Genomic DNA, 22,036 nt, shown 5'->3' on the forward strand with positions numbered 1-22,036 from the left:
GGCGCTGGAATGACGAGGGCTGGGACGTTTCACTCGTTCCCAAACAACCGGTCGCATGACATGTCTTGCCAGGACCGACCAACCATCGGCGCCAACCGACTCATCCCAAGGCCGCCCGCAAACTACATCTTGACGAGATTGTGGAGCTCAGGCCACTTTCCTCAAATGCTATGGAATTATTTCCACAAGACATTTTAAGGTGGTTCGTGCGACACCAGAGACGGGAGGCCTTCGATTGACCGAATTTACCTTTGTACATGCCGCGGATCTTCACCTCGATAGCCCCTTAATTGGATTGGCGGGTAAATCTGCGGAATATGCTGTACGCGTCGAGGCGGCGTCGCGTGAAGCCTTCGATAACCTGGTTGCCCTTGCGATCGATGAGGGCTGCCGGTTCATGCTGTTGGCCGGTGACATTTTCGATGGCGATCTGCGTAACTTCCAGACGGGTCTTTACTTCATGGAAGGAATGCGCCGGTTGGACGAAGCCGGCATCTCGGTGTTCATGGTGCTTGGCAACCATGACTCCGCCAATCGTTTTGCCGACAAGCTGTCCTTATCGGGCAATGTCCATGTCTTTCCGAAGACCAAGGCTGCAACACATCGGCTCGATGATGTCGGGGTCGCGATCCATGGGCGGAGCTTCCCCCGCCCGGACGTCTCCGAAGATCTGGCGCGCGAATATCCGGCGGCAGCCAAGGCAATGTTCAATATCGGCGTTCTCCATACCGCCTGTGCGGGCAGCGAAGGTCATCACGCCCGCTATGCTCCCTGCACGCCCGAGCAGCTAACCAATCATGGCTATGACTATTGGGCACTAGGCCACGTCCACGCCCATGCCGTGCTCGCGGAGCACCCGCACATCGTCTATCCCGGCAATCTTCAGGGCCGGCACCCACGAGAGACGGGCCCCAAGGGGGCCGTCCTAGTCAAAGTCAATGACGGCAGAGTCACCAGCCTCGAGCATCGTGCGCTGGATGTGGTGCGCTGGGCATCGATCACGGTTGATGTGTCGGGAACGAGCGAACATCCGGAACTACTAGATCTCATTCGCAGCCATATCGCACAAAGCGTAGAGCAGGGCGACGGACGGCCCGTTGCCCTTCGTCTGACGGTGGCTGGAACAACACCGCTCCATTCCAAATTGATCCTCGAGCGCGCCGTCTTCCGCGAGGACGTGGAAACATTGCTGGCAACGCTTTCGGATGATGTGTGGCTCGAGAAGCTGAGGCTGGATACCGAACATCCGGCAGCCCCCGACGCAGTCGACCCGACCGTGGCTGGAAAGCTTGATCAGGAGGTAACCCGCCTCAGCCAGGACAGCGCGATTGCACAAGTGCTCGAAGCACGTCTTGCCGAGATCCGGACGAAACTGCCCGCTGGCGCACATGCCGATGCATTCATTGAGCAGATGCGCACCGAGATACCCGAACGCGCCGCAGCCCTTGCGCGCAGTCTAGTCAGCGAGGCTGGTCATGCGCCTGACTGAACTCAGCCTTGAGAAATATGGCGGTTGCACCAGCCGCGAACTCACCATTTCGGAAACGGCGGGCCTCACTGTGGTGTACGGCGCAAATGAGGCGGGCAAGAGCACCTGTCTCGAGGCGATCAGCGACTTTCTGTTCTCGATCCCCAAAAATACCCAGCGTGGCAGCTTGTTCGGATATGATGGCATGCGCATCGGGGCTTCGATGCTGATGGCCGATGGCAGCACACTTGCGCTCAAGCGCCGCAAGGGCAACGGCAAGACACTGGCTGATCTGTCTGGAACGGCGCTCGATGACACCGTCCTTGCGCCGGTACTAGGCGCCATCACACGAGAGCGGTTCCAAACGCTCTTCGGTCTGAACCACGAAACCTTGCGCAACGGCGGGGAGCGATTGCTTCATGCCGATGGCGACATCGGGCGTCTGATCGTCGAAGCAGGCGGCGGCTTGCGCACGCTGGTATCTCGCCTCGAAGTTATCGATGGCGAAGCGGCCAAGCTCTTCGATACGAGGCGGTCGGCAAATCGTGTTTTCTACCAGCAGCTGACGGCGTTCGAGGCAGCCGAAAAGACGGCACGCGGCGCGCAGCTGACCCGGGAAACCTTTGAGCAGACGCGCAAGGCATCGCTCGCAGCCGCGGAAAAGCTCGAGGCCCTACGATCAGAGAGGCGCAGCCTTGGTGCATCGACATCCCGGCTGGAGCGCGTCCTGCGCGTCGCTCCTCACTTGCGTCAGCTGGCCAACTTTACACTGAATCTGGTCGACTACGACGATGTCGCGTCCTTCCCGGATGATTTTGCGGCCAAAATGCGGACTGCCCTGGACCAGTGCAACAAGGCTGAAACACGGCTCGAGGGCGCGATCGAGCGGCGGAACCGCCTGAAGGCACGGCTTGATGCGCTGGTGGTGAACCCGGGTCTCAAAGCCGCCGAACAGCGGGTGCGTGATCTGGCTGAACGCGCCATTCACGTCAGCAAGGCGCGGTCCGATCGTGCCAATCGTCAGCGCGAGATTGACGAGGGCGAGGCTCAACTGGCGGCGCTCCGCCGGATGCTTGGTCTGCCAGCCGATGCGGACCTTGCACCCCTGATCCCGGACCAGTCTGCCCTCAATCTTGTGCGCTCGGCTGCCGACGAGATGTTGGAGCGCCGTCCAAGTCTGGCTTCTGCCCGAAAGAGACTTGGCGAACTGGCGGCTTCGCTTGCGGCAATTGACGATCGTCTGGAAGCGGCACGCCTGGCGGGGCATGATGCTCCGCCCGAGGCGTCGTCATCGGCCTTTGCCAGCCTTGCGGCCCAGAAGTCGGCGCACCAGGCACGTCAGCAGGCGCTGGATACTGACAGCGCCACATTAACCGGACGGCTCCAGGCGCTTGGCTTCGAGACCATCGATGCGCTTGCCACTCTGCCATGTCCCAGCGTTGACGATACTCGCGGTGAGCAGGCCGCGCGCGAGTCGTTGACTTTGCAAATCGAGGATCAGGCCAAGCTGAAGCGACAAGCCGAGCGCGAGATTTCAGCCGGTGAGGCTGAGATTGGCGCGCTTCAGGCATCCGGGACCATTGCAAGTGACGCGTCACTTGCCGAAGCGCGCACGCTGCGCGCCGATGCCTGGAAGCCAATAAAATCGGCATATGTCTCTGGACATTTGCCCGATGATCCCACCGCTCGCCTTGCCGCTGCCGACGGTCTGGAAACGGCAATCGTGTCTGCGGACGAACTTGCCGATCGCCGAGCCGAAGAGGCAGAACGCGCTGCATCGCTCGCACTCGCGTTGCGGCGCGTCGCAGAGGCAAGGACTGCGGTCACGGCGGCAGAGGCCGAGACGGCTGCACTTGCGGCGCAGACGGAAGTGCGCATCGCCCAATGGGGAAAGAGTTTCCCGCAAGTTCAAGCCAAACATCCAGAACTGGCCTCACTGCTCCAATTTTCCCAGGCACGGCGATTGGTGCTGGACGAATCGGAACGGCTACGCACTTCATCAAGTGCGCTCGCAATTGACGAAGCCCAACTTGCGCCGACCGTCGAGCTGTTCGAACGGGTGGAACAATGCCGCAAGCTCGATTCCAGTCACTCATTCGCAGCGCGAGTCAGCGCGGTGCAGAATGCCATCTCCCGGCACGAACAGGCCCATGCCGAATATGTCCGGGACACGCGGGACCGGGAGGACTTGGCGCGGCAGCACAAGCTGGTTGAGGCGGAAGTGCAACAATTGTCGGATGCACAGGCTGCCTGGGACGCGGCATGGCCTGCGGCGGCAGGTGCGCTGGGGCTGAAACCAGACATTTCGCCAACAGATGCCAACAGTGCCGTCACCGAATGGGTCGGGGCACGCGGAGTGCTTTCGGCAATAGGACAGTCCCGCCAGCGGCTAAAGCGCATGGACGAAGCTGAGGCGAGCCTAACGGCGGATGTGCGCAACCTCGCGACCGAACTTGCCATCCAGATCGGCGAAGACTGTGTGGTTGCAGCGCAGATGCTGCTGGCCCGGTTTACCGACAACGCAACAGCGCAAACCCAACATGATGAGGTTCTGCCCGATTTTAAGGAGGCGAAGGTCGAGGCCGACCAGGCGCAAGAGGCCCTCGGCACCGCTCGGGAGGAGCTGGCTACGCTCGCGGCTTCGGCAAAACTTGATGGCGGCGATGATGGGGCCCTTCTGGACGCAGCTTCACGGTGTGAAGCACGCATGGCTTTGTGCAACGAGATCGCGCTGGCGGAACGCACTGCGACGGACGTTGGTGACAAGCTTGATCTCACTGCTTTGCGGGCTGAATGGGATGGACGCGACCTCGATGAGGTTCGCGCGGAACTGACCGAGCAGACATCGCGGGCAACCGAAATTGAGAGCGAAATCGAGGCAGCCATTCTCGCTGAGAAGGCGGCAAAGGACGATCTTGCTGCCTATCTGAGCCAGAGCGAGGTCAATCACGCCGTTGCAGAACGCGAGGCGGCGGCTGCGCAGATGCATCTCGCCCTCGAACGCTATCTCGAGCTATCGGTCGCGCGCGAATTGGTGACGTCGGCCATGGCAACGATCCGCGCAGAGCAGCAAGATCCGCTCATTGCGCGGGCAGGCGAACTGTTCACGGCAACGACCCTCGGTGAATTTGCCGCAATCGAGACCGATATAGATGACAAAGGCCATCCGGTCGTGGTTGGAAGGCGAGCCAATGGTGGTATTGCTGCGGTCGCGACCATGAGCGACGGCACCCGCGACCAGCTTTTCCTCGCCTTTCGGCTGGCAAGTCTTGAGAATTATGCCGGTGCGACGGAGCCGCTGCCCTTCATCGCGGACGACATTCTGGTGCATTTTGATGATGAGCGCAGCCGGTCCACGCTCGACCTGCTCGCCGAGTTTGGCAAGACCAACCAGGTCCTGTTGTTCACGCACCATCGCAGCGTCCGGGCCCTCGCCGAACCGCTTACGCAACGAGGCCTTGCAAACTTAATCGACCTAGATCGTGCGGCGTGAGGTCGTTCCGCCGACTTACCCGCCGATACTGTTGCCAGAATTATCGACCGGTGCAGGCACGAACTGCAGGAACTTACCATTTCTGGGGGTGGCTTAAGTTGCGAAGGGCACATCAAAGCCATTCGAAGGACGGTTTGCGCCAAGGCTTAGAAACCGTCGAAATAAGCAACAATGGCTTTCCGGATTTCCGGCCCCGCCGCGATCTGCGGAGACGAGCGGGCTTTTGGGACGCTCGCAGAACCGCTGTTGCATAAGGCAAGGGGGCATAATGGCTCGAACTTTACAGAAAATCGGCGCCGACGGCCCCCTCGTTCGCCCGGATGCCGTTGAAGCGCAAATCGACGCAGCTCTCACGCTGTCTCCTGAGCCGCTTCGCGCCCGGCTTGCCATCACCGACCCACGAGACGCCAACCATCTACGCTCCGAGACGCTCGTCCACTTGGTCCGGCATGGGCGCCGGACCGGCGATCAAGGGCTGATCAGTCTGGTGCTGCCGGTTCTGCTCGCCCGCTGTGAGGCAAATCTGATTGTCAAGGTTCCAGACGGCCAACTGCCGGAAGCCGCCACCGTTCGGGAGGACATACTGGGCGAGTTCAGCGAACTGTTCGCCAGCGACGGCACAGGCAAGGATCCTGACGAGCTGGACTTCTATGAGTGCAAATTCAATCGCGCCTTCCGCTTCTTCCGGATCGACGTCGTCCGTCGCGAGACCGGGCGGCTCAAGCACGTGGCGCAGATGCCTGAGCCTGACAAGGACGGCGAGCCTGAACCTCACGACGAGGTGTTCGCTCGCGTGTCTGAGGCGTTCCGCTCGCCGGCGACGCAGGACAGCGACGTTTTCCGGTCCGAGCTTCACGACGCGATTTTAGAACTGCCGCCCGATGAGCGCGACGCGGTCATCCTCGTTCACGCGCTCGGCTATCAGGAAGAGTCTGACGATCCAGGCGAGGAGACCGCAGCGACACGCTGCGACTGCACCGGACGCACAATTCGCAACCGACTGACACGGGCGGCGACGAAGCTGGCCCGTTTCAAGGAGGATCTATGACCCCGACACTCACCGCTAGCCCGCCCAGTCTCAGGGAGGCGCTCTATGCCTTGTCGATCGCAAAGGATGTCCCTGACGCGGCCTTGCTCGATGATGTCGTGCGTCGCTTCCCGCAGTTCGGCGGCGAACTGACCAACTACGCTATCGCCATCGCCATCGACGCGCTGCATGGTGATGCGGTCGTCGAGGCGGCTGAAGCTGCTCTTGATCCGAATGTCTTGAGCCCGGCCGTCTCGCGCGCGATGAGCCGATTTCAGAACCGGCTGCATGCGGTCTCGGAGCCGACGCGCTTGCAGGCCGCGACCGATCAATTGGTCTCGGCGGACGCAATAAATCCGTTCGCTTCGCTCTCGCGCGAGGATTTTCGCGGGTTCGCGAGGCGGCTGGACGCCAACAGCGTTTTTGTCGCCAAACTGAGAGATCGACAGATCAAGCCCGACACGCTGACGCCGGGATTTCGGAAGCGGGTCGCCGATGATTTGCACGCGCCGCTCAATGTGGTCATCGCTCACTTTGCGGCCGCTCAGGCCGGTGCGACGGGCCCACAATTCTACAAGGCGGACGGCAAGCCCAACAACGGCGGCCGCCAGACCTTCGAGGAGGCCGTGCGGAGCTCTGGCTTGAGCGAGGCTCAACAAAGCGCGCTGTTGGCGCTCTAATCGATGGATGCGTTCGAGCCGATCCGGTCCGCCGCCGCAGCGCTCCATGAGACGCTGGTGGCGAAGGGCGCCGACCCGCTCAATCCTTTGGCGCTGGTCGAGGCGGCTGCGGCGGATCTCGACCTCGAGCTTGTCTGGCTGCCAGCCGACGATCCGGCCCTAAAGGGCGCACGCGCACTATACGACGATCAAAGCGGGAGCATCTGCTGCGAATCCGACGGCAACGGGCCTGCTCGGGCGTTGCTGGTTGCACACGAGATCGGGCACGCTCGGCTCCATGCCGGCTCGGCGACTTGCGCGGCGACGGACATCGACGCTTCGCGCTCGACCGAGGCCGCGCAAGTCGGGCTGCAACGCGTCGAGGATTATGGCGCGCGCGAGCGCCGCGAGCTTCAGGCGAACGTCTTCGGACGCGAGTTGATGCTTCCGCGCGCGCTCGCGCGACGTCTTCATGTCGACCAAGGGCTTGGCGCCACGGAGATCACCGCCCGGACGGGGCTGCCGATCGCGCTCGTTCGCCAACAGCTTTTCGATGCCTTGCTTTTGCCCGAGGCCGAGCTCGCGGCGGCGGAGCCGGCACCCGCTTATCTGCCGAGACCGGACCCGTCGCAAGATCGGGCGGCCGCGCATCGCGGCTCGCCGTTCCAGCTCCAAGCGGGGCCTGGCACCGGCAAGACGCGCACCCTCGTCAAGCGCGTGACCTCGCTGGCTTCGGAGGGGATCGATCCGGCGGCAATGCTCATCCTCACCTTCTCAAACCGGGCCGCCGGCGAGCTTTCGGAGCGCCTGTCGAGCGCGCTGCCCGAGGCCGCGCCCAAACTCTGGGTCGGGACATTTCATGCCTTCGGGCTCGATTTGGTGCGTCGTCACCATCATCGGCTCGGCCTGTCGTCGAACCCCGCCCTGTTCGACCGCAGTGATGCGATCGAGCTGCTTGAGGAGATTCTGCCGACGCTTCCGCTCATCCATTATCGGAATCTGTGGGATCCCGCGATGGTGCTCCGCGACGTAGTCGCGGCGATCTCGCGCGCCAAGGACGAGATGGCCGATCCGGTGCGCTACCGCGCGCTGGCCTTGGCGATGCGCGATGCGGCTGGCACCGACGAAGATAGGCAGGTCGCGGCCGCCAAATGCCTGGAGATCGCGGACATCTACGATCTCTACGAGGACGCCAAGACCCGCCATGGCGGGGTCGATTTCGGCGACCTGATCATGTTGCCGGCGAGGCTCCTGGATACGGATGCAGCGATCCGGACGGCGGTGCAGCTGCGCCATCGGCATGTCTTGGTCGATGAGTATCAGGATGTGAACCGGGCCAGCGCGCGCCTGCTCAAGTCGGTCGTCGGCGACGGTGAGCGGCTCTGGGTGGTCGGGGACTCGCGACAGTCGATCTACCGATTTCGCGGCGCGTCCTCGGTCAACATGGCGCGGTTCTCCACGGACTATCCGGGCGCCGTCGTTGACCAGCTCGGCGTCAATTACCGCTCGACCGAACAAGTGGTTCACGCTTTCGCGGCGGTCGCTCCGCACATGGGCGCGTCGCACGGCATGCTTCCGCTCGCGCTCGAGGCGGATCGGGGCGCGGGGCCGGGTCAGCCCGAGGTTCGCCGCTTCGAGACCCTGTCGGACGAAGCCGCCGGCGTCGCAGCGCGAGTCCGCGAGGTCGAAGCCGCCGGCGTTCGGCTGCGCGACCAGGCGGTGCTCTGCCGGTCCAACAACCGCTTGAACGAAATCGCCGCGGCGCTGGAGGCGCGCGACATTCCGGTTCTGCATCTGGGTAGCCTTTTCGAACGCGAAGAGGTCCGCGACCTGCTAGCGCTGCTCAGCCTGACGGTCGATCCGTTCGGCGACGGGCTAGTGCGCGTCGGCGCAATGCCGCGATACGGGCTTAGCCTGCAGGACGTCAGGGCGGTCTCGCGCCACCTTCGCGCGGACAAGCGGCCGGCGCTGACGGGGCTCGCCGAGGCCGCGAGCGCGCCCGGGCTCTCGCGGGGCGGCCGAGAGGGCGTTGCGCGGCTCGCGGCGGATCTAGCGGGGCTCTCGCCGCGCAGTTCGGCTTGGGACTTCTTGTCGACCTATCTGCTGGACCGGACCGACCTTGCGCGCCGTCACGGGGCGGCCGGCACGGTGACGGCGCGAATGCGCGCGGTCGCCATCTGGCAGTTCCTGAACTTCGCGCGCGAGCAGAGCCCGGTGGGGGCGGGCGCGCCGATCCAACGAACGCTCGATCGAGTGCGGCAGTTGGTGCTGCTAGCCGAGGAGCGCGACCTGCGCCAAGTGCCGGCGGCGGCACTGCATCTGGACGCGGTCCGTCTCATGACGGTGCATGCCAGCAAGGGCCTCGAGTTCGAGGCCGTGCATGTGCCCGGCCTCACTAAATCGAGCTTCCCGGCTTCGAATCGCGGCCAGCGCTGCCCGCCGCCAATCGGGTTGATCGAGGGCGCGCAAGCGCTGTCCGTCTCGGACGAGGCCAAACGGGCGCACGAGCATGAAGAGGAATGCCTTTTCTTCGTGGCGCTGTCTCGGGCGCGCACGCACCTAACGCTCTCGCTTGCACGCAAACAGCCCAACGGCAACAACCGCTCGCCGTCACCTTATCTGGATTGGCTGCCGGGTGGCCGGGTGAGCGAGATCGCCCGACCGGCGATGATGCCGCCCCCGGAAGGTGCCTCCTCGCTGGGACCGATCGCGATCGCTTGGCCCGAGAATTGGGCGCTGACCGACAGTCGGCTCGGTGCCTACGAGAAATGCCCGCGCCGCTTCTTCTACACCCACGTGCTTGGCTTGGGCAGCGCTCGAAAGCCGACCGCCTTCTCGCGCACACACGACTGCCTTTACGACCTGCTCCGTTGGCTCGCCGACGCCCGCCGGACGTCGACGCCGACGCTTGCCGAGGTGGAGGCCACCTTCGAGGCGATCTGGGCGAAGCGCGGACCTGCCGACCACGCCTTCGCCGCCGACTATCGACGGCTCGCGGGTCGTCTGGTGGCGGCGCTGATAGATGCGGGCGCGGGTCGCCGATTCCGCAAGGCGCAGCCGCTCGCCATCGACTTCGCCAACGGGCGGGTCATGGTCGAGCCGAATGAGCTGGCCGAGCTTCCCGACGGCACCGTCGTCGTCCGGCGGGTGCGCACGGGCTACAAGCGCAGCGACGAGTACGACCGGCTGGAGTACACGCTTTACCAGCTGGCGGCCCAAGCCCAGTTCGGCGCGGGCGTGGTGGTGCAGGCACTGCACCTGACTGACGGCTCGGCCGAGCCCGTCACGCTCTCGGCGACAAAGCTCGGCAACCGCCGGGTCAAGAGCGAAACCATGCTGGCGGGCATCGCCGTCGGCGATTTCCCGGTCGAGATCGACGCGGTCACCTGTCCACGCTGCCCGCATTTCTTCGTCTGCGCGGCGACGCCTGGGGGCGATCTCGATCTGACCTGACAAACGGCGATCCGGCTTTCCGGTTCTGCGCTCGCCTTCCGATCAGGGAGGTAAGGGACGAAAGAGGGGCAATTGGGCCTCACACTTCGATCCTGGAGTGTTAACCCATGAAGACCATCGACCTGTTCTACCAGGGCGAAGGCGTTGCCGAGATCGAGCACCTCGAAATCGAGCCCGACACCACCTTCGCCGACCTCAAGGCCCGCCTCATCGCCAAGCACGGCGGCGCGGCCGATGCGCTGCTGTTCGCCGAGGACGAGGACGACCCGCTCGACGACACCCAGACGGTGAAGGACCGCGCCACCGGCAAGGGTCTGAAGCTGCACCTCCACCGCTGCCGCCACATCACGGCGGCGGTCACCTACAACGGTGAGACGATCGACCGGAAGTTCGCGCCCAGCGCGACCGTCGCGCGCGTCAAGCGGTGGGCGGCCGAGCGCAAGTTCGGGATGACCGACGAGGAGGCCGGCGAGCACGTCCTCCAGATCGCCGGTACCCACGAGCGGCCGGCGCCCGGCACCCACATCGGCGTGCTGGCGAACCGCAAGACCTGCGGGCTCGCCTTCGACCTGGTCGCTGACGAGCGCGTCAACGGCGCGAGCGAGGATCGGTGGTGATCGGGCCCGATCAGCGCGCCTTCGAGGCGGACGTGGCCCGCGCCACGTTCCGCCTCGGCCAAGTCGAAGGCCGCTGGCGGCTGGTCGAGACCCGCTGGCCCCACGCCTTCATCGGCGTCACCGCCAAGGACCGCCGTGAGTTTGTGCTGCGCCTGAACTGCGCTGGCTTTCCGCAGGCGCTGCCGACCGGCGGTCCCTGGGACATGGCGACCGACCAGATCCTGCCGTTCGACCTCTGGCCGCGGGGTCAGGGTGGCCGTGTCTCGGCGGTTTTCCGCACCGACTGGAAAAGCGGCAGCGCGCTGTATCTGCCGTGCGACCGCGAGTCCTTCGCCGGTCACGAGAACTGGCGTCACGAGATGCCCTCGAAAATTTGGCGTCCCGCCGACGGGGTCGTCCAATATCTGGAGCTGGTCCATGAACTTCTCAATTGCCGCGATTATTCGCCGCCGCTTCGCGCCGCGGCATGAACTGTCCTGTTCCTGGTGGACCTGGTGGCGCCTGCTTCGCGCGCTCCGCCAGCGTGGCCGCGGCGCCAGCCGCGAGAGCGGCGCCTTTCTGCTTGGGCGGCAGGAAAACGGCCGGCGCCGGATCGTCGACTTCGTCCTCTATGACGATCTCGATCCGCACTGTCTCGACACCGGGATCGTGCGTTTCGATGGGCGTCACTTCGGCGCGCTCTGGGCGATCTGCAAGGAGCGCGCGCTGAGCGTGGTCGCCGACATCCATGTCCATCCGGCCGGAGCCGGTCAGAGCGAATTCGATCGCGACCATCCGATGATCTCGCGCGCCGGTCACCTGGCGCTGATCCTTCCGAACTTCGCCGCCCCGCCGCAGCCCCGCGCCTCGATCGGCATCTACCGCTACCTGGGCGGCAAGCGCTGGGCGGCCGTGGGCCGCGACGACCGCGCCGCCTTCTTCCACATCGGTTTCTAAGGAAACGCCATGACTGCCATCGTCTCCGCAGACTCACTGCACCGCCTGGTCAAGCAGGCGATCGACAGCGGCGCCGCCGCGACCGTCGCCGAGGCCGAGGCCTTGTTCCAGGGCTTTCGCCTCGCCATCACCTTCATGCCCGACGATCCAGCCGATCCGGTCGAACAGGCGACGCTGCTGACAGCCGTGGCACTTGGGCGGCGCGTGTTTCTAGGCGGCGTCACCGTCGTCGGGGCTCTCGAAATTCCGGTCAGCACCCTTCTGCCACTGGGGCCGACGCTCGGCGACGCTGTCAAGGCGCTGGGGGGCGAGATTGGCGGCGGCTCGGGCGCGCCGATGGTGGTCATCGGGCCGAGGCTGGGGCGTCGAGACGGCTTCGCCATTCGCACCGCGGCGGCAGGCTGGCGCGGCGGCATCGTTCCGGCCCATGCCGACCTCACGCCCGAGGCCGGACCCGCAAACCCTTTGGCCGGAATGCTGGCGGCGGCGCTGGCGATCAACGAAGCTTTCCTGCACGTCAACGGCGCGAAGGCGGCTGGACGCAGCGCGGTCGGACTGTCCTTGTGGCGGCCATCTCGGGATGTCGACTGGCTCGCCGCGGATCCGTCCGAACCCGCGCTGACCTTTCTGCCGTCACAGCTCTGGTTGATCGGCCTTGGGCACCTGGGCCAGGCCTATCTCTGGGCGCTCGGCCTCTTACCTTTCGCGGCGCCTGCCGACGTTATGCTGGTGCTGCAGGATGTCGATGCGATCACGGCCTCGACCGAGAGCACCTCCATTCTGACCGACGCAACCCTGATCGGGGTGAAGAAGACCCGCGCGATGGCGGCCTGGGCAGAGCGCCGCGGGTTTCAGGCCTCGATCCAGGAACGGCTGTTCGACGCTGATTTCAGGCGTCGCCCGGACGAGCCGGCGGTCGCCCTGTGCGGCCTCGACAACGCGGCAGGGCGCAGGGCGCTCGATCAGGTCGGCTTCGACATGATCGTGGAAGCGGGCCTTGGCCGAGGCCATCGTGATTTTCGAACCATGCGCCTGCACACTCTTCCCGGGGCTCGTCCGACCGCCGACATGTGGAAGGCTGCGGCGGCCGGAGAAAAGGTCGAGGACCGGCCCGCCTATGCCAACCTGATCAATGAAGGCGTCCTAGATCGCTGCGGCATGACGCTACTCGCCGGCAAGGCCGTGGGCGCACCGTTTGTGGGAGCCGTCGCCGCAGCCTTGGCGCTTTCGGAGATCCTGCGCCTGCTGCATGGCGGTCCTGTTCACCGTCTGATTGATCTCGATTTGCTCGGCGTCGATCACCGCTCGATAGTGCTGCATGGGGACGGTTTTAAAAGGCTCAACCCCGGCTTTACGAACGCCAGTTAAGCTTATTGGGCGCCGGGCAGGCCGGGGTGGATGAAGGACCGCTGTGGCGACTAGCGCAGGAAATCCTGTCAGACCTCAACGTCCGCCACCCTAGGCGTCCATCTGCCAGTTTCACGCCGAATGAACAAAGGGCAGCTTGCGCCAATCGACGTCTCTTAAGTGACCTTCCGGACCGTCCCAACCATGGTCGTTCGAGAGCCATAATCGGCTCTGAATAGCCTGCGTTCCAATCAGATTTTACATAGTTCCGAACCAAGGCAATGGCCTGTCACCGAATACCATTCACTTATCGAGGCCGCGACTTCGAGTGCGGTCGGGCGTCATCGCCAACGTCTTCGACGGCACGGCCGATAGCCGTTGCAGCGGCTAGGATATTCAGCGTGCGTGGGTCTCTCGCACCTTTGTACCAACGGTCCAGCGCGGCCGAGAATAACCGCTGCTCCGGATCCGCCTCGGCAAGCAATGTCAGCGATGATCGCACCTTCACGGCGTCGAGCGCGCCAAACACCGCCACCGGGTCAGACATCGGCAAATCCTGCAGTGCAGTGACGCATTCCTGGAGACGGCTGCCAAGGACAGGATGAGCGAGGTACGCCTGGGCCTCTTCCAGCGAACGGATGGCGAAGCGTTGCGCCATTCCACTTCGACCTAACCCGCCCACTTGCGGGAAAATGTACCAGATCCAATGAGTCTGTTTTCGACCCTTTCTGATTTCGCTGAGAGCGGCCTGGTAGGTATCGCGCTGCGCGTCGACAAAGCGCTCCAGATCGTAGTTCACTGTTATGTGCCCGTCCAACATCACCCGATCGCATCACGGCGCCTTGTACCGGTCGCACGCTGATACTGCCAAAAATGCCGGTGCTCCATGCCCGACATAGACATCCGCCTTCAACCAGGCCTCCTCCGCATCGCGCTCGACCTCGGGAATATCCCTGGACCAGCAACGGAGAACCGAATTCCAGCGATATCCCCGCGCCTTCAGGCGGTCCTTGCTGTCGAACGGTGCATCAACCGCATTGACCGTGAAGCTCGGCCTTTCGGACGCGGCCATCAGGTGTGACATGACGGTACGCCCGTCGGGCAAGTCGTGCGCGAGCAGATAGATGAGCGCGAGAATATCGACCTCGGCCCTGTGGCCCTCGTAGAACCAACCGCACTGCGACACGAGATGGGCAAGAGCTCGCCCGTCGAACCCGAGGTCCAGCCAGTCTGGCTCTGCCAGTGAACAGGCCCACGCCTTGCCCGCAACGCCAGGCAGGCGCTTGTCGACAAACGGACGATCAAAACCGGCATTGTGAGCAACGATGAGGTCTGCCGACGCGAGAATCTCCAGCGCCACCTCGTCATCAATGGCCTGTCCCTTGAGCATGTCGTCCGTCAGCCCGGTCAGTCGGGTGATGACAGGATCCAATGCACGCTCGGGATCTTCGCGCCAGACGCGAGGTTGCCCCACCTCTACGATGCGCCCTGCCAGATCGTAGCGGAAGCGCTGAACGGCCAGCTCGATGATCCTGTCGGTTGAACAATCGAGACCTGTGGTTTCGACATCGATCGCCACACCGACGCGATATTCGGCACCGGGGATCGGCGCATGAAAACCCGTTACGGGCCTCAGCTTGCGCAGGACACGGTAATCCCCACTGGATTCCAGGAACCGCGCGGCGCGCTCGAAGGTGTCATGATCTGTGGAGGACATGGGCTTGCTCGATCGTTGAAAAGGGCGCGGGCAGCAGCTGCCAGCATCGGACAAAGGTTCGGCCAGGGACGGTCAAAGCTGCGCGCAATGTTGTAGGCAGGGAACCAGCCAAGAATCGGCGCAACCCGAGGGCGCGTCAGGCGGCCTTCTCCAGATCCTCGATACGAGCTTCGCACGCCGCACGGACAGCGTCCTCCAGGACCGCGACACGGGTTGCGATCCAGGCAAGTTCGTCGTTCGTGATGTGATACGAGGAGGAATATCGCGCCTTGATGTAAGCATCGCGTAGCAGCGAATAGCAGCGCCGCTCGGCGCGCGTTGCGCGCGGCCAAACCGCTTTCAGGCTTGGCTCCATCTCTTCGGCCAGGTCCCGCAGCCTGTTTAGGTTGTGCGATTTAGGCGACCACAATGTGCGAACCAAGAATATGCAATGATAGAAGCGCTCGACAGCCTGATGAAGGAGAAAAATGGCTTCCTTGGGTCGCCCCATTTCAGAAACCAGGCCGCTAGTGCGAAAGAACGTCGATGCACTCTCGAACCAATCATCAAAATAGTCCTGAGTTTCCTTCAACGCCTGCTCCCGCGACAACGGCAGCGGTTCGACGAACGCGTGGCCTGGTTCCTCGAAGAGGACGATACCGTCCTTGAGGATGTCCATGAAGAAGTAGCGGCCAAGCCGAAGCTTGTCGTTCACATCGTCGAGCGCATGGTAGATCAGGCTCACCGGGGTCCGCAGGATCGTACCGACGGTCAGATCGGACAACAGCCGGCTTTCGGTCTTGTCCCAGAACTCGGCCACGTCGGTCAGCTCCTCGCGGTCCACGACGACGAGCAGATCGTAGTCCGAGAAGTAGCGCCCGACCGGATCCTCCACCCAGTCGCCGCGGGCATAGCTGCCGAACAGGATGATCTTGAGGAGCTTGCCTCCACGAAAGCGCTCCTGCGTGCGGCGCGCGGTGGCGGCCTCGAAGCCGGAACGAATGACCTCGACCACGTAGGCCAGTTCCCTGGCCTTGGTTTCGGGCAAGTGGTCAATCGTCGAGCGCATGAGGGCCAGACTCGCCGGTTTGCACGCTTCTGCCAAGTGAAAATGCGCGAGAGGGACGACTGGGGGATGCGTTGCACAACTGCCGCAGGGCAATCAAATCCTCACCAAATCAGCAACATCTTGCATTGCAGCATAATCGAGGTGTGTTAGAAATAATCCAGCAACACTTGGGCGATTTCGGAGGTCTGGGAACCGCAGGGGCCGTCCAGCAGACACGGAAAGGACGATCGTCAGGAACCACGGCAGTTGAAGATGCTCCTGTGCGATCGTGGCTATGCCAGGCGTCCATGCAGGTCTCGGCTAAAACGCTACTCGATCTTGTTGAAGGTGTGGGAAGCCGCGACGAACTTGGCGGCGTCATGAGCGAGGTGTGCAGAGTTCTGGGGTTCCAGTATTTTGCCCTGACCCACCATGTCGACCTTTTGAAGGCCGGCAATGGCGCCATCAGGTTGCACAATTATCCCGAGCGCTGGGCCGAGCACTATGACAGCCAGACCTTGTCCCTATCGGACCCGGTCCATCGCGCGAGCCAGGTAACCGCCTTTGGCTTTCAGTGGTCCAGGATGCGCACTCTCATACCGCTCAACCGGGCGGATCTCGCTATTCTCGAGGCAGGGCGCAACCAGGGCTTCCACGACGGCTATACGATTCCTGTCAACGTCCCCGGCGAAGCCTGCGGTTCCTGCACGTTCGTCAATTCGCTTGGACAAGTAGCGGTGAGCGATGTTTTGCCGCTCGCTCAGGTCCTCGGCACCAAGGCATTCGAGGTCGCTCGCCGATTGTGGTTGCCCCGCGGCTTTTCAGGGGACGTCCAGCGCCCGACACTGACCGATCGCCAGCGCGACTGTGTGCTGTGGGCGGCCCGCGGCAAGACCGACTGGGAGATCTCCAAAATTCTCGGCATTTCCGAAGAAACGGTCGCGCGCCACATTCGCCTCGCCTGTGATCGCTATGGCGTCACCAAACGCGTTGCGCTCGCCTTTTGCGCCGTGAGCGAGCGAATCATCACGATCCACGACGTCGGTCCGTGGGTCTATACCCCTTTCCCGGCATAGCCGGAGCACCCCGTCTGGCGTGATCGTGCACCTGACCACAGCGGTCCAGGAGCACCCTCATGCTGAACATCCTCACGCCCGGCAGCGAGCCGGACGCAACAGTAATGCGCGCCATGTTTGCGGCCCGCAAATCGGTTTTCGTCGATCTGCTCAAATGGGACGTGCCGGTCCTCGACGGACAATACGAAATCGACCAGTTCGACAACGTCCACGCCCGTTACCTCGTGCTGACGGACCCCGACGGCAATCACCTCGCTTCAGCGCGTCTGCTGCCGACCACGAGGGAGGGCATTCTGTCCGGCCTGTTCCGCAAATTGTGCGATGGCCCGGTTCCCTCGGCTCCGGACATCCTGGAGATCACGCGGTTCTGCCTCGATCGTCGCCTGCGCGCTGCAGAGCGCCGCCAGGCGCGCGATGCGCTGGTGTTGGCGCTCGTCGACTACGCGCTGGCTAACGGCATTGCCCAGTACTGCGCCGTCGCTGAGCTGGGATGGCTGCGCCAGATCGTGGATTTCGGATGGGATTGCCGCCCGCTCGGACCACTTGGCCAGATGAAGGGTGAGCGGCTCGCCGCAGTGCGCATCCTGATCGATGCAGACACACCTGCTCGCCTTTTCGCCGGCGGAATCCGCGCGACCGGACTTCCGAGCATTCGTATCCATCCGCCGAAGGCCGCAGCGGCGTCAGGTGTCTTTCATGAACTCTGACCGGCGCTGGTCGAGGAGGCCGTCGAGATATTGGAGGCCTTGCCGGGTGAACGCGGTTACGGATTCCGCCATCTCGTCGAAGCTGTCGACAACGCTCAGGCAGCCATCTTCTGGCGCCATTTGTTCGGCCAGTTCCTCGATGACATCAATGTCGATGCCCAATCGGCTTGCTGCATAACGGGCGGTAAACACCATGGAGGGAGCTGCCATCAGGCAACCTTTGCGACCTGAGACGTTGGTGTCCAGTTCCAGGGGAGCAGTTCGCTGAGGCGCTGTGCAGGGTGGGCGGCGATGCGAGCGAGGACGTCAGCCAACCAAGCTTGTGGGTCGATGTCGTTGAGACGGGCGGACTGGATCAGCGTGTAGAGGACCGCCGCGCGCTGACCGCCGCGGTCGGACCCGCAGAACAGCCAAGCTTTCCTGCCCAGTGGCACACAGCGCAACGCCCGTTCCGCAGCGTTGTTCGTCAGGCAGACCCGGCCGTCGTCGAGGAAACGGGTGAAGGCGTCCCATCGGCGCACCATGTAGTTGATGGCCTTGGCCAGGTCATGGTTGCGCGACAGCCTTGCCAGTTGGGCGGTCAACCAATCACGCAGCTCGGTCATCAACGGCGCGCTAAGCTCCTGCCGGATGGCTAGGCGGTCGCTTGGGGATTTGCCGTTGATGCCGCGCTCGATGTCGAACAGCGCATCGAGTTTCTGCACGGCTTCCAGCGCGATCGGATAAATCTGGCCCGAACGCTCACCACGGCTCTTCTTGCGGGCAGCGCCCTCAACATCGGCCAGCTCGAAGAATTTGCGCCGCGCGTGGGCAAAGCAACCCGCTTCCAGCACGGGTGCAGGTTGACGGCCAGCGGCATAAAGCTCGCCGTATCCGCCATAGGCATCGGCCTGCAGAATCCCCGACCACGACGCCAGATGCGCCCTTGGGTGCTCGCCGCGCCGGTCGCGTGAATAGTGGAACAGCGCAGCGGGTGGGTCATCGCCAGCAAAGGGCCGATCATCGCGCACATAGACCCACAATCGTGCCGTGACGGTCTTGCTCTTGGCCATCACCGGCACGGTGGTATCGTCACCGTGCAACCGCTGGGCCGCCAGCACATGCGCCTCGATCAACCGATAAAGTGGCATCAGTGCAAACGCTGCAGCCCCGACCTGATCGGCGAGCGTCGAGGTGCTGAGCGGCACCCCCTCGCGCGCAAAGCGTTCAGCCTGGCGGTTGAGGGGCTGGTGCTGCCCATACTTCTCGAACAGCAGCATGGCGAGGAAGCTGGGACCCGCCCAACCACGCGGCACAACATGGAACGGTGCCGGCGGTTGCGTGATCTTCTCGCAGTCCCGGCACGAGAATTTCTCGCGCACCGTCTGGATGACCTTCCACGCGCGCGGGATCACCTCCAGTGTCTCGGTCACGTCCTCGCCCAGCTTGGACAGACGCACGCCACCGCAGGCTGGGCAGGAGCATGGTGCCGGGATGACCACGCGCTCGCGCGGCAGATGTTCGGGGAACGGCTTCCTGACGGGACGCTTGCGTTCGAAGGCTGCGACAGTGGAGGCCTTCTCCGCCGTTGCCGTTAGATTGTCCTCGGTGGCGTCAGCTTCCAGATCTTCAAGCTGAAGTTCCATCTGGTCGAGCAGGCGCCGGGTGCGCTCTGCGCTGGGACCGTATTGATCACGCCGCAACTTAGCGATCTGCAGCTTGAAATGCGCGATCAGGGCTTCGGTGGCACTGGCCTGTGCCTGGGCATTGGCCAACCGGGCTTCGGCTTCTATCGCGCGCTGCGTGGCAGCGTCGGCCTGCCAGGTTGCTTCCAGAACCAGCGCCTTCAGCGCTTCAATGTCATTCGGCAGAGGCGAAACGACCGTGTCCATGGCCATGATGGAATCACATAATTCGCCAATCTTGAAGCGAAAAATTCACAGAAAACCGCCAAAAATGCAGACCTATCCGGCACTCTCCGGGCGCCACGAATGCTGTGGGTTACGCCAGTCAATGCCTTCCAGCAGGCAGGCCAGTTGGGCAGCCGTCAGCGACACCATGCCGTCCTTTGCTGAAGGCCAGATGAAGCGCCCTTTCTCCAAACGCTTGGCATAAAGCGACATGCCGATACCGTCGTGCCAGATGATCTTGATCAGCGCCCCGGCCCGTCCGCGAAACACGAAAAGATCACCGCCATGGGGATCGCGGCTCAGGCTTTGCTGCACCAGAAGTGCGAGGCCCTGCATGCCCTTACGCATGTCGGTATGCCCCATCGCGATCCACACCCGCGCGCCCGCTGGGATCATCGCAAGGCTTTCAGCGTGGCCGCTGCCAAGTCTGGCGATGCCGCGGCAAAAATGCTGACCTGACCTTTGCTGCCCAATTCCACCACGATGACCGGTGACGACGACGCGGGATTGCATGGCTTCGGGCCATCCACCACCGCTTCGGCGAACTGGGGCACTGCAACCTGCTGCCGCAATTTGGCCCGCCATGTGTAGATCCGCGCCGTCGAAATGTCGTGCAACCGCGCCACGTCTGCCACGCACGCGCCCGGCGCAAAGGCTTCGGCCAGAATCCGCAGGCGATCTTCATCACTCCAACGACGTCGGCGCTCTGGCCCGTGCATCACCGTGATCTGCCGCATCCACCGCTCCTGAGTGCGCTCTCGAGAGCACCCTTAAGAGCGGTCGCCTACTTCACGGCAAGGCGGGAGCCGCCGGATGGATACGAGCATTCCTGCCAGCCTTGCTGCGTAAAGGAGCGACACTCCATGAATGCTCTCTCTTCCGCGATCGCCACGGCTCAGGTCGAGCGTCATGTCCACGAGCTGACGACGCGCGGCTTCACGATCGTCCGCGGCGCGCTTCCGCCCCGGATGGTTCGCACGCTGGACAAGGATCTGGCACAACCGTTCGCCGACACGCCGTTCGGCATAGGCTCGTTCTACGGCCGCACTACCAAACGGTTCGGGCGACTTCTGATCCGTTCGCCGCATGCCCGCGCCCTCGTCTGTCATCGGCTGATCCTGTCGATCGTCGAGCAGGTACTCTCGCCCTGGTGCGACCGCATCCAGCTGAACACCACGCAGGCGATTGCAGTGCATCCGGGCGCGCCGGCGCAGTTCCCGCATCGCGACCAGGACATGTGGCGCGGGCCTGTCGGCGAGATCGAGTACCTCGTCAACGTGATGTGGCCACTCACACCGTTTACGGCAGAGAATGGTGCTACCCGGCTCTGGTCTGGCAGCCACGGGGCCCGGGCGCTCGAAGCCGGTGCCGGAGCCGACGGCCTGGAGACGATCGGTGAGATGGCGCCGGGCGCAGCCTTGCTGTTCCTTGGCTCCACGCTCCATGGCGCAGGCGCCAACTGCAGCGAGATGGTGCGGCGAGGCATCGTCATCGGCTATTCGCTCGGGTGGCTCAAACCTTACGAGAACCAGTGGCTGGCCTATCCACCAGAAGTCGCGCGGCACTTCGACCCGGAGCTTGCCGCCCTGGTGGGATATCGCCAGCACCGGCCCAACCTCGGCAATTTCGAGGGACAGTGTCCCTCGGTACTGCTGGGAGATTATGACGGCAGTCCGCTGGGCGCAATCGATGCGCTGCGCCCCGACCAGATGGCGGCGGCCGATGCCTTTACCGCGGGCGGACGGGAGGCTGCATGAATGCCGGGCCAACTGCCGGCAGGGTATACGAGGCCTTGCGCTCGCTTATTCTCAATCATGGGTTTTGCCCGGGCGATCGTCTCGACGCGGCGCTGCTGGCCGAGCAACTGTCGGCCAGCGTAACGCCGGTGCGCGATGCGCTGAACACGCTTACCGGTGAAGGCCTTGTCGAATCCCGCCGGGCGGGTGGCTTCCATCTGCCGCCGCTCGATGAGCCGGGCTTGCGGGACATGTTCGCCTGGGAAGCACAGATCCTGCGCCTCGCACTGAAGGAAGCCCAGCTGATCCCGGCATCGCCAACCGCCAACCGCCAGCAACTCACTTATGCCGAGCGTGTGGCCGGTGCTGTCCGGACAGTGGCCGAAGGATCGGGCAATAGTGAACACGCTCGCGCCCTCGCCCGGCTCGGCGCACGGCTCCATTCCGTGCGTACCCTCGAGGAAAAAGTGATCGAGAATGCGCCCGGCGAACTCGCACACATCGAACAGGTGCTGGACCAGGCTGATCGCGCCGCGCTGCGCCGAATGTGGCGGGCCTGGTATCATCGCAGGATCGGCGCCGCAGCGAAACTGGTGCGCGCGGCCTACAGGCTACGCGGGAGCGCGTGAGGCGCCAACAATCGGCATATCACCGCGGTATAAAATTCGGATCGGAAGACCGGCTTCGTAGCCTGAACTTTGCCGCGATCGTGCGGCGCAAGTGATGGAGTGAAAGCAATGGAACGCAAGATCGAACTGATCGAAGACGTCGAAGACCTCGGCGCCGCCAGCACCGAAACGCTCGGCGCGCCAGGCAACCAGCTCGAATTCGGGGTGATCGCCCGCCCGCTGGGCCTGGACTCCGAATAAGCCTTCGGCAGGCGC

21 protein-coding genes are annotated in these 22,036 nt (G+C 63.6%); 14 read left to right on the forward strand and 7 right to left on the reverse strand.

Features of this window, described 5'->3' with window-relative positions:
- The first annotated feature begins 235 nt into the window (after positions 1 to 235).
- The 9 genes from OLX02_RS15755 to OLX02_RS15795 all read left to right on the forward strand — a co-directional run bounded on the left by OLX02_RS15755 (position 236) and on the right by OLX02_RS15795 (position 13,021).
- Positions 236 to 1,489, forward strand: coding sequence for a metallophosphoesterase family protein (locus tag OLX02_RS15755; protein ID WP_264424396.1), 1,254 nt, complete (start codon positions 236 to 238; stop codon positions 1,487 to 1,489).
- Entirely contained in the window at positions 1,476 to 4,961 is a 3,486-nt protein-coding gene (locus OLX02_RS15760; protein WP_264424398.1) for a YhaN family protein, read from the forward strand. Before OLX02_RS15755 ends, OLX02_RS15760 begins: the two co-directional genes overlap by 14 nt.
- Before the next feature lie 268 nt (positions 4,962 to 5,229).
- Positions 5,230 to 6,009 (forward strand): RNA polymerase sigma factor, encoded by a 780-nt coding sequence (locus tag OLX02_RS15765; RefSeq protein WP_264424399.1) that lies wholly within the window; start codon positions 5,230 to 5,232, stop codon positions 6,007 to 6,009.
- Positions 6,006 to 6,668: a hypothetical protein gene (locus tag OLX02_RS15770; protein ID WP_264424401.1), complete on the forward strand. Its 663-nt coding sequence runs from the start codon at positions 6,006 to 6,008 to the stop codon at positions 6,666 to 6,668. Before OLX02_RS15765 ends, OLX02_RS15770 begins: the two co-directional genes overlap by 4 nt.
- 3 nt (positions 6,669 to 6,671) lie before the next feature.
- On the forward strand, positions 6,672 to 10,100 hold the full coding sequence (locus tag OLX02_RS15775; RefSeq protein ID WP_264424402.1) for an ATP-dependent helicase: 3,429 nt from the start codon (positions 6,672 to 6,674) through the stop codon (positions 10,098 to 10,100).
- A gap of 107 nt (positions 10,101 to 10,207) precedes the next feature.
- Complete coding sequence (locus OLX02_RS15780; protein WP_264424404.1) at positions 10,208 to 10,717, forward strand: ubiquitin family protein; 510 nt, start codon at positions 10,208 to 10,210, stop codon at positions 10,715 to 10,717.
- Positions 10,714 to 11,187 carry a hypothetical protein gene (locus OLX02_RS15785; protein WP_264424406.1) on the forward strand — a complete coding sequence of 158 codons (474 nt, stop codon included), beginning with the start codon at positions 10,714 to 10,716 and terminating at the stop codon, positions 11,185 to 11,187. Before OLX02_RS15780 ends, OLX02_RS15785 begins: the two co-directional genes overlap by 4 nt.
- Entirely contained in the window at positions 11,135 to 11,653 is a 519-nt protein-coding gene (locus tag OLX02_RS15790) for a hypothetical protein (RefSeq protein WP_264424414.1), read from the forward strand. Before OLX02_RS15785 ends, OLX02_RS15790 begins: the two co-directional genes overlap by 53 nt.
- Positions 11,654 to 11,662: 9 nt before the next feature.
- Positions 11,663 to 13,021 carry a hypothetical protein gene (locus OLX02_RS15795; protein WP_264424416.1) on the forward strand — a complete coding sequence of 453 codons (1,359 nt, stop codon included), beginning with the start codon at positions 11,663 to 11,665 and terminating at the stop codon, positions 13,019 to 13,021.
- Between the two features lie 286 nt (positions 13,022 to 13,307).
- On the opposite strand, the gene OLX02_RS15800 is transcribed toward OLX02_RS15795, so the two are convergent.
- The 3 genes from OLX02_RS15800 to OLX02_RS15810 form a co-directional block, all read right to left on the reverse strand.
- Entirely contained in the window at positions 13,308 to 13,799 is a 492-nt protein-coding gene (locus OLX02_RS15800; protein ID WP_319641257.1) for a DUF1810 domain-containing protein, read from the reverse strand.
- A 33-nt stretch (positions 13,800 to 13,832) separates the two neighbouring features.
- On the reverse strand, positions 13,833 to 14,717 hold the full coding sequence (locus OLX02_RS15805; RefSeq protein ID WP_264424420.1) for a 3'-5' exonuclease: 885 nt from the start codon (positions 14,715 to 14,717) through the stop codon (positions 13,833 to 13,835).
- A 136-nt stretch (positions 14,718 to 14,853) separates the two neighbouring features.
- A complete protein-coding gene (locus OLX02_RS15810) occupies positions 14,854 to 15,765 on the reverse strand; it encodes a HEPN domain-containing protein (RefSeq protein WP_264424422.1) in 912 nt (303 codons plus the stop codon).
- Between the two features lie 287 nt (positions 15,766 to 16,052).
- Here OLX02_RS15810 and OLX02_RS15815 point away from each other — a divergent pair, with 287 nt between their 5' ends.
- Together OLX02_RS15815 and OLX02_RS15820 are read left to right on the forward strand one after the other, a co-directional pair.
- Positions 16,053 to 16,820 (forward strand): LuxR family transcriptional regulator, encoded by a 768-nt coding sequence (locus tag OLX02_RS15815; protein WP_264424424.1) that lies wholly within the window; start codon positions 16,053 to 16,055, stop codon positions 16,818 to 16,820.
- Positions 16,821 to 16,879: 59 nt separating this feature from the next.
- Positions 16,880 to 17,527, forward strand: coding sequence for an acyl-homoserine-lactone synthase (locus tag OLX02_RS15820; protein WP_264424426.1), 648 nt, complete (start codon positions 16,880 to 16,882; stop codon positions 17,525 to 17,527).
- On the opposite strand, the gene OLX02_RS15825 is transcribed toward OLX02_RS15820, so the two are convergent.
- From OLX02_RS15825 to tnpA, 4 genes are all read right to left on the reverse strand, one after another.
- The gene (locus tag OLX02_RS15825; RefSeq protein WP_264424428.1) at positions 17,504 to 17,737 is read right to left on the reverse strand and encodes a hypothetical protein; all 234 of its coding nucleotides are present in this window, start codon (positions 17,735 to 17,737) and stop codon (positions 17,504 to 17,506) included. The two genes, OLX02_RS15820 and OLX02_RS15825, sit on opposite strands and share 24 nt — an antisense overlap.
- Positions 17,737 to 19,398 carry an IS66 family transposase gene (tnpC, locus tag OLX02_RS15830; protein WP_264424562.1) on the reverse strand — a complete coding sequence of 554 codons (1,662 nt, stop codon included), beginning with the start codon at positions 19,396 to 19,398 and terminating at the stop codon, positions 17,737 to 17,739. The genes OLX02_RS15825 and tnpC overlap by 1 nt, the downstream gene beginning before the upstream one ends.
- A gap of 72 nt (positions 19,399 to 19,470) precedes the next feature.
- The gene (tnpB, locus tag OLX02_RS15835) at positions 19,471 to 19,812 is read right to left on the reverse strand and encodes an IS66 family insertion sequence element accessory protein TnpB (protein WP_264424430.1); all 342 of its coding nucleotides are present in this window, start codon (positions 19,810 to 19,812) and stop codon (positions 19,471 to 19,473) included.
- Complete coding sequence (gene tnpA, locus OLX02_RS15840) at positions 19,809 to 20,153, reverse strand: IS66-like element accessory protein TnpA (protein ID WP_264424432.1); 345 nt, start codon at positions 20,151 to 20,153, stop codon at positions 19,809 to 19,811. The genes tnpB and tnpA overlap by 4 nt, the downstream gene beginning before the upstream one ends.
- 126 nt (positions 20,154 to 20,279) lie before the next feature.
- Here tnpA and OLX02_RS15845 point away from each other — a divergent pair, with 126 nt between their 5' ends.
- The 3 genes from OLX02_RS15845 (at position 20,280) to OLX02_RS15855 (ending at position 22,021) form a co-directional block, all read left to right on the forward strand.
- On the forward strand, positions 20,280 to 21,173 hold the full coding sequence (locus OLX02_RS15845) for a phytanoyl-CoA dioxygenase family protein (RefSeq protein ID WP_264424434.1): 894 nt from the start codon (positions 20,280 to 20,282) through the stop codon (positions 21,171 to 21,173).
- A complete protein-coding gene (locus OLX02_RS15850; protein WP_264424437.1) occupies positions 21,170 to 21,781 on the forward strand; it encodes a GntR family transcriptional regulator in 612 nt (203 codons plus the stop codon). Before OLX02_RS15845 ends, OLX02_RS15850 begins: the two co-directional genes overlap by 4 nt.
- Positions 21,782 to 21,889: 108 nt before the next feature.
- Complete coding sequence (locus tag OLX02_RS15855; RefSeq protein ID WP_169495135.1) at positions 21,890 to 22,021, forward strand: benenodin family lasso peptide; 132 nt, start codon at positions 21,890 to 21,892, stop codon at positions 22,019 to 22,021.
- The last annotated feature ends 15 nt before the right edge of the window (positions 22,022 to 22,036 follow it).

The sequence above is a fragment of the Novosphingobium sp. KCTC 2891 genome (genome assembly GCF_025938155.1).
Classification (GTDB): Bacteria; Pseudomonadota; Alphaproteobacteria; order Sphingomonadales; family Sphingomonadaceae; genus Novosphingobium.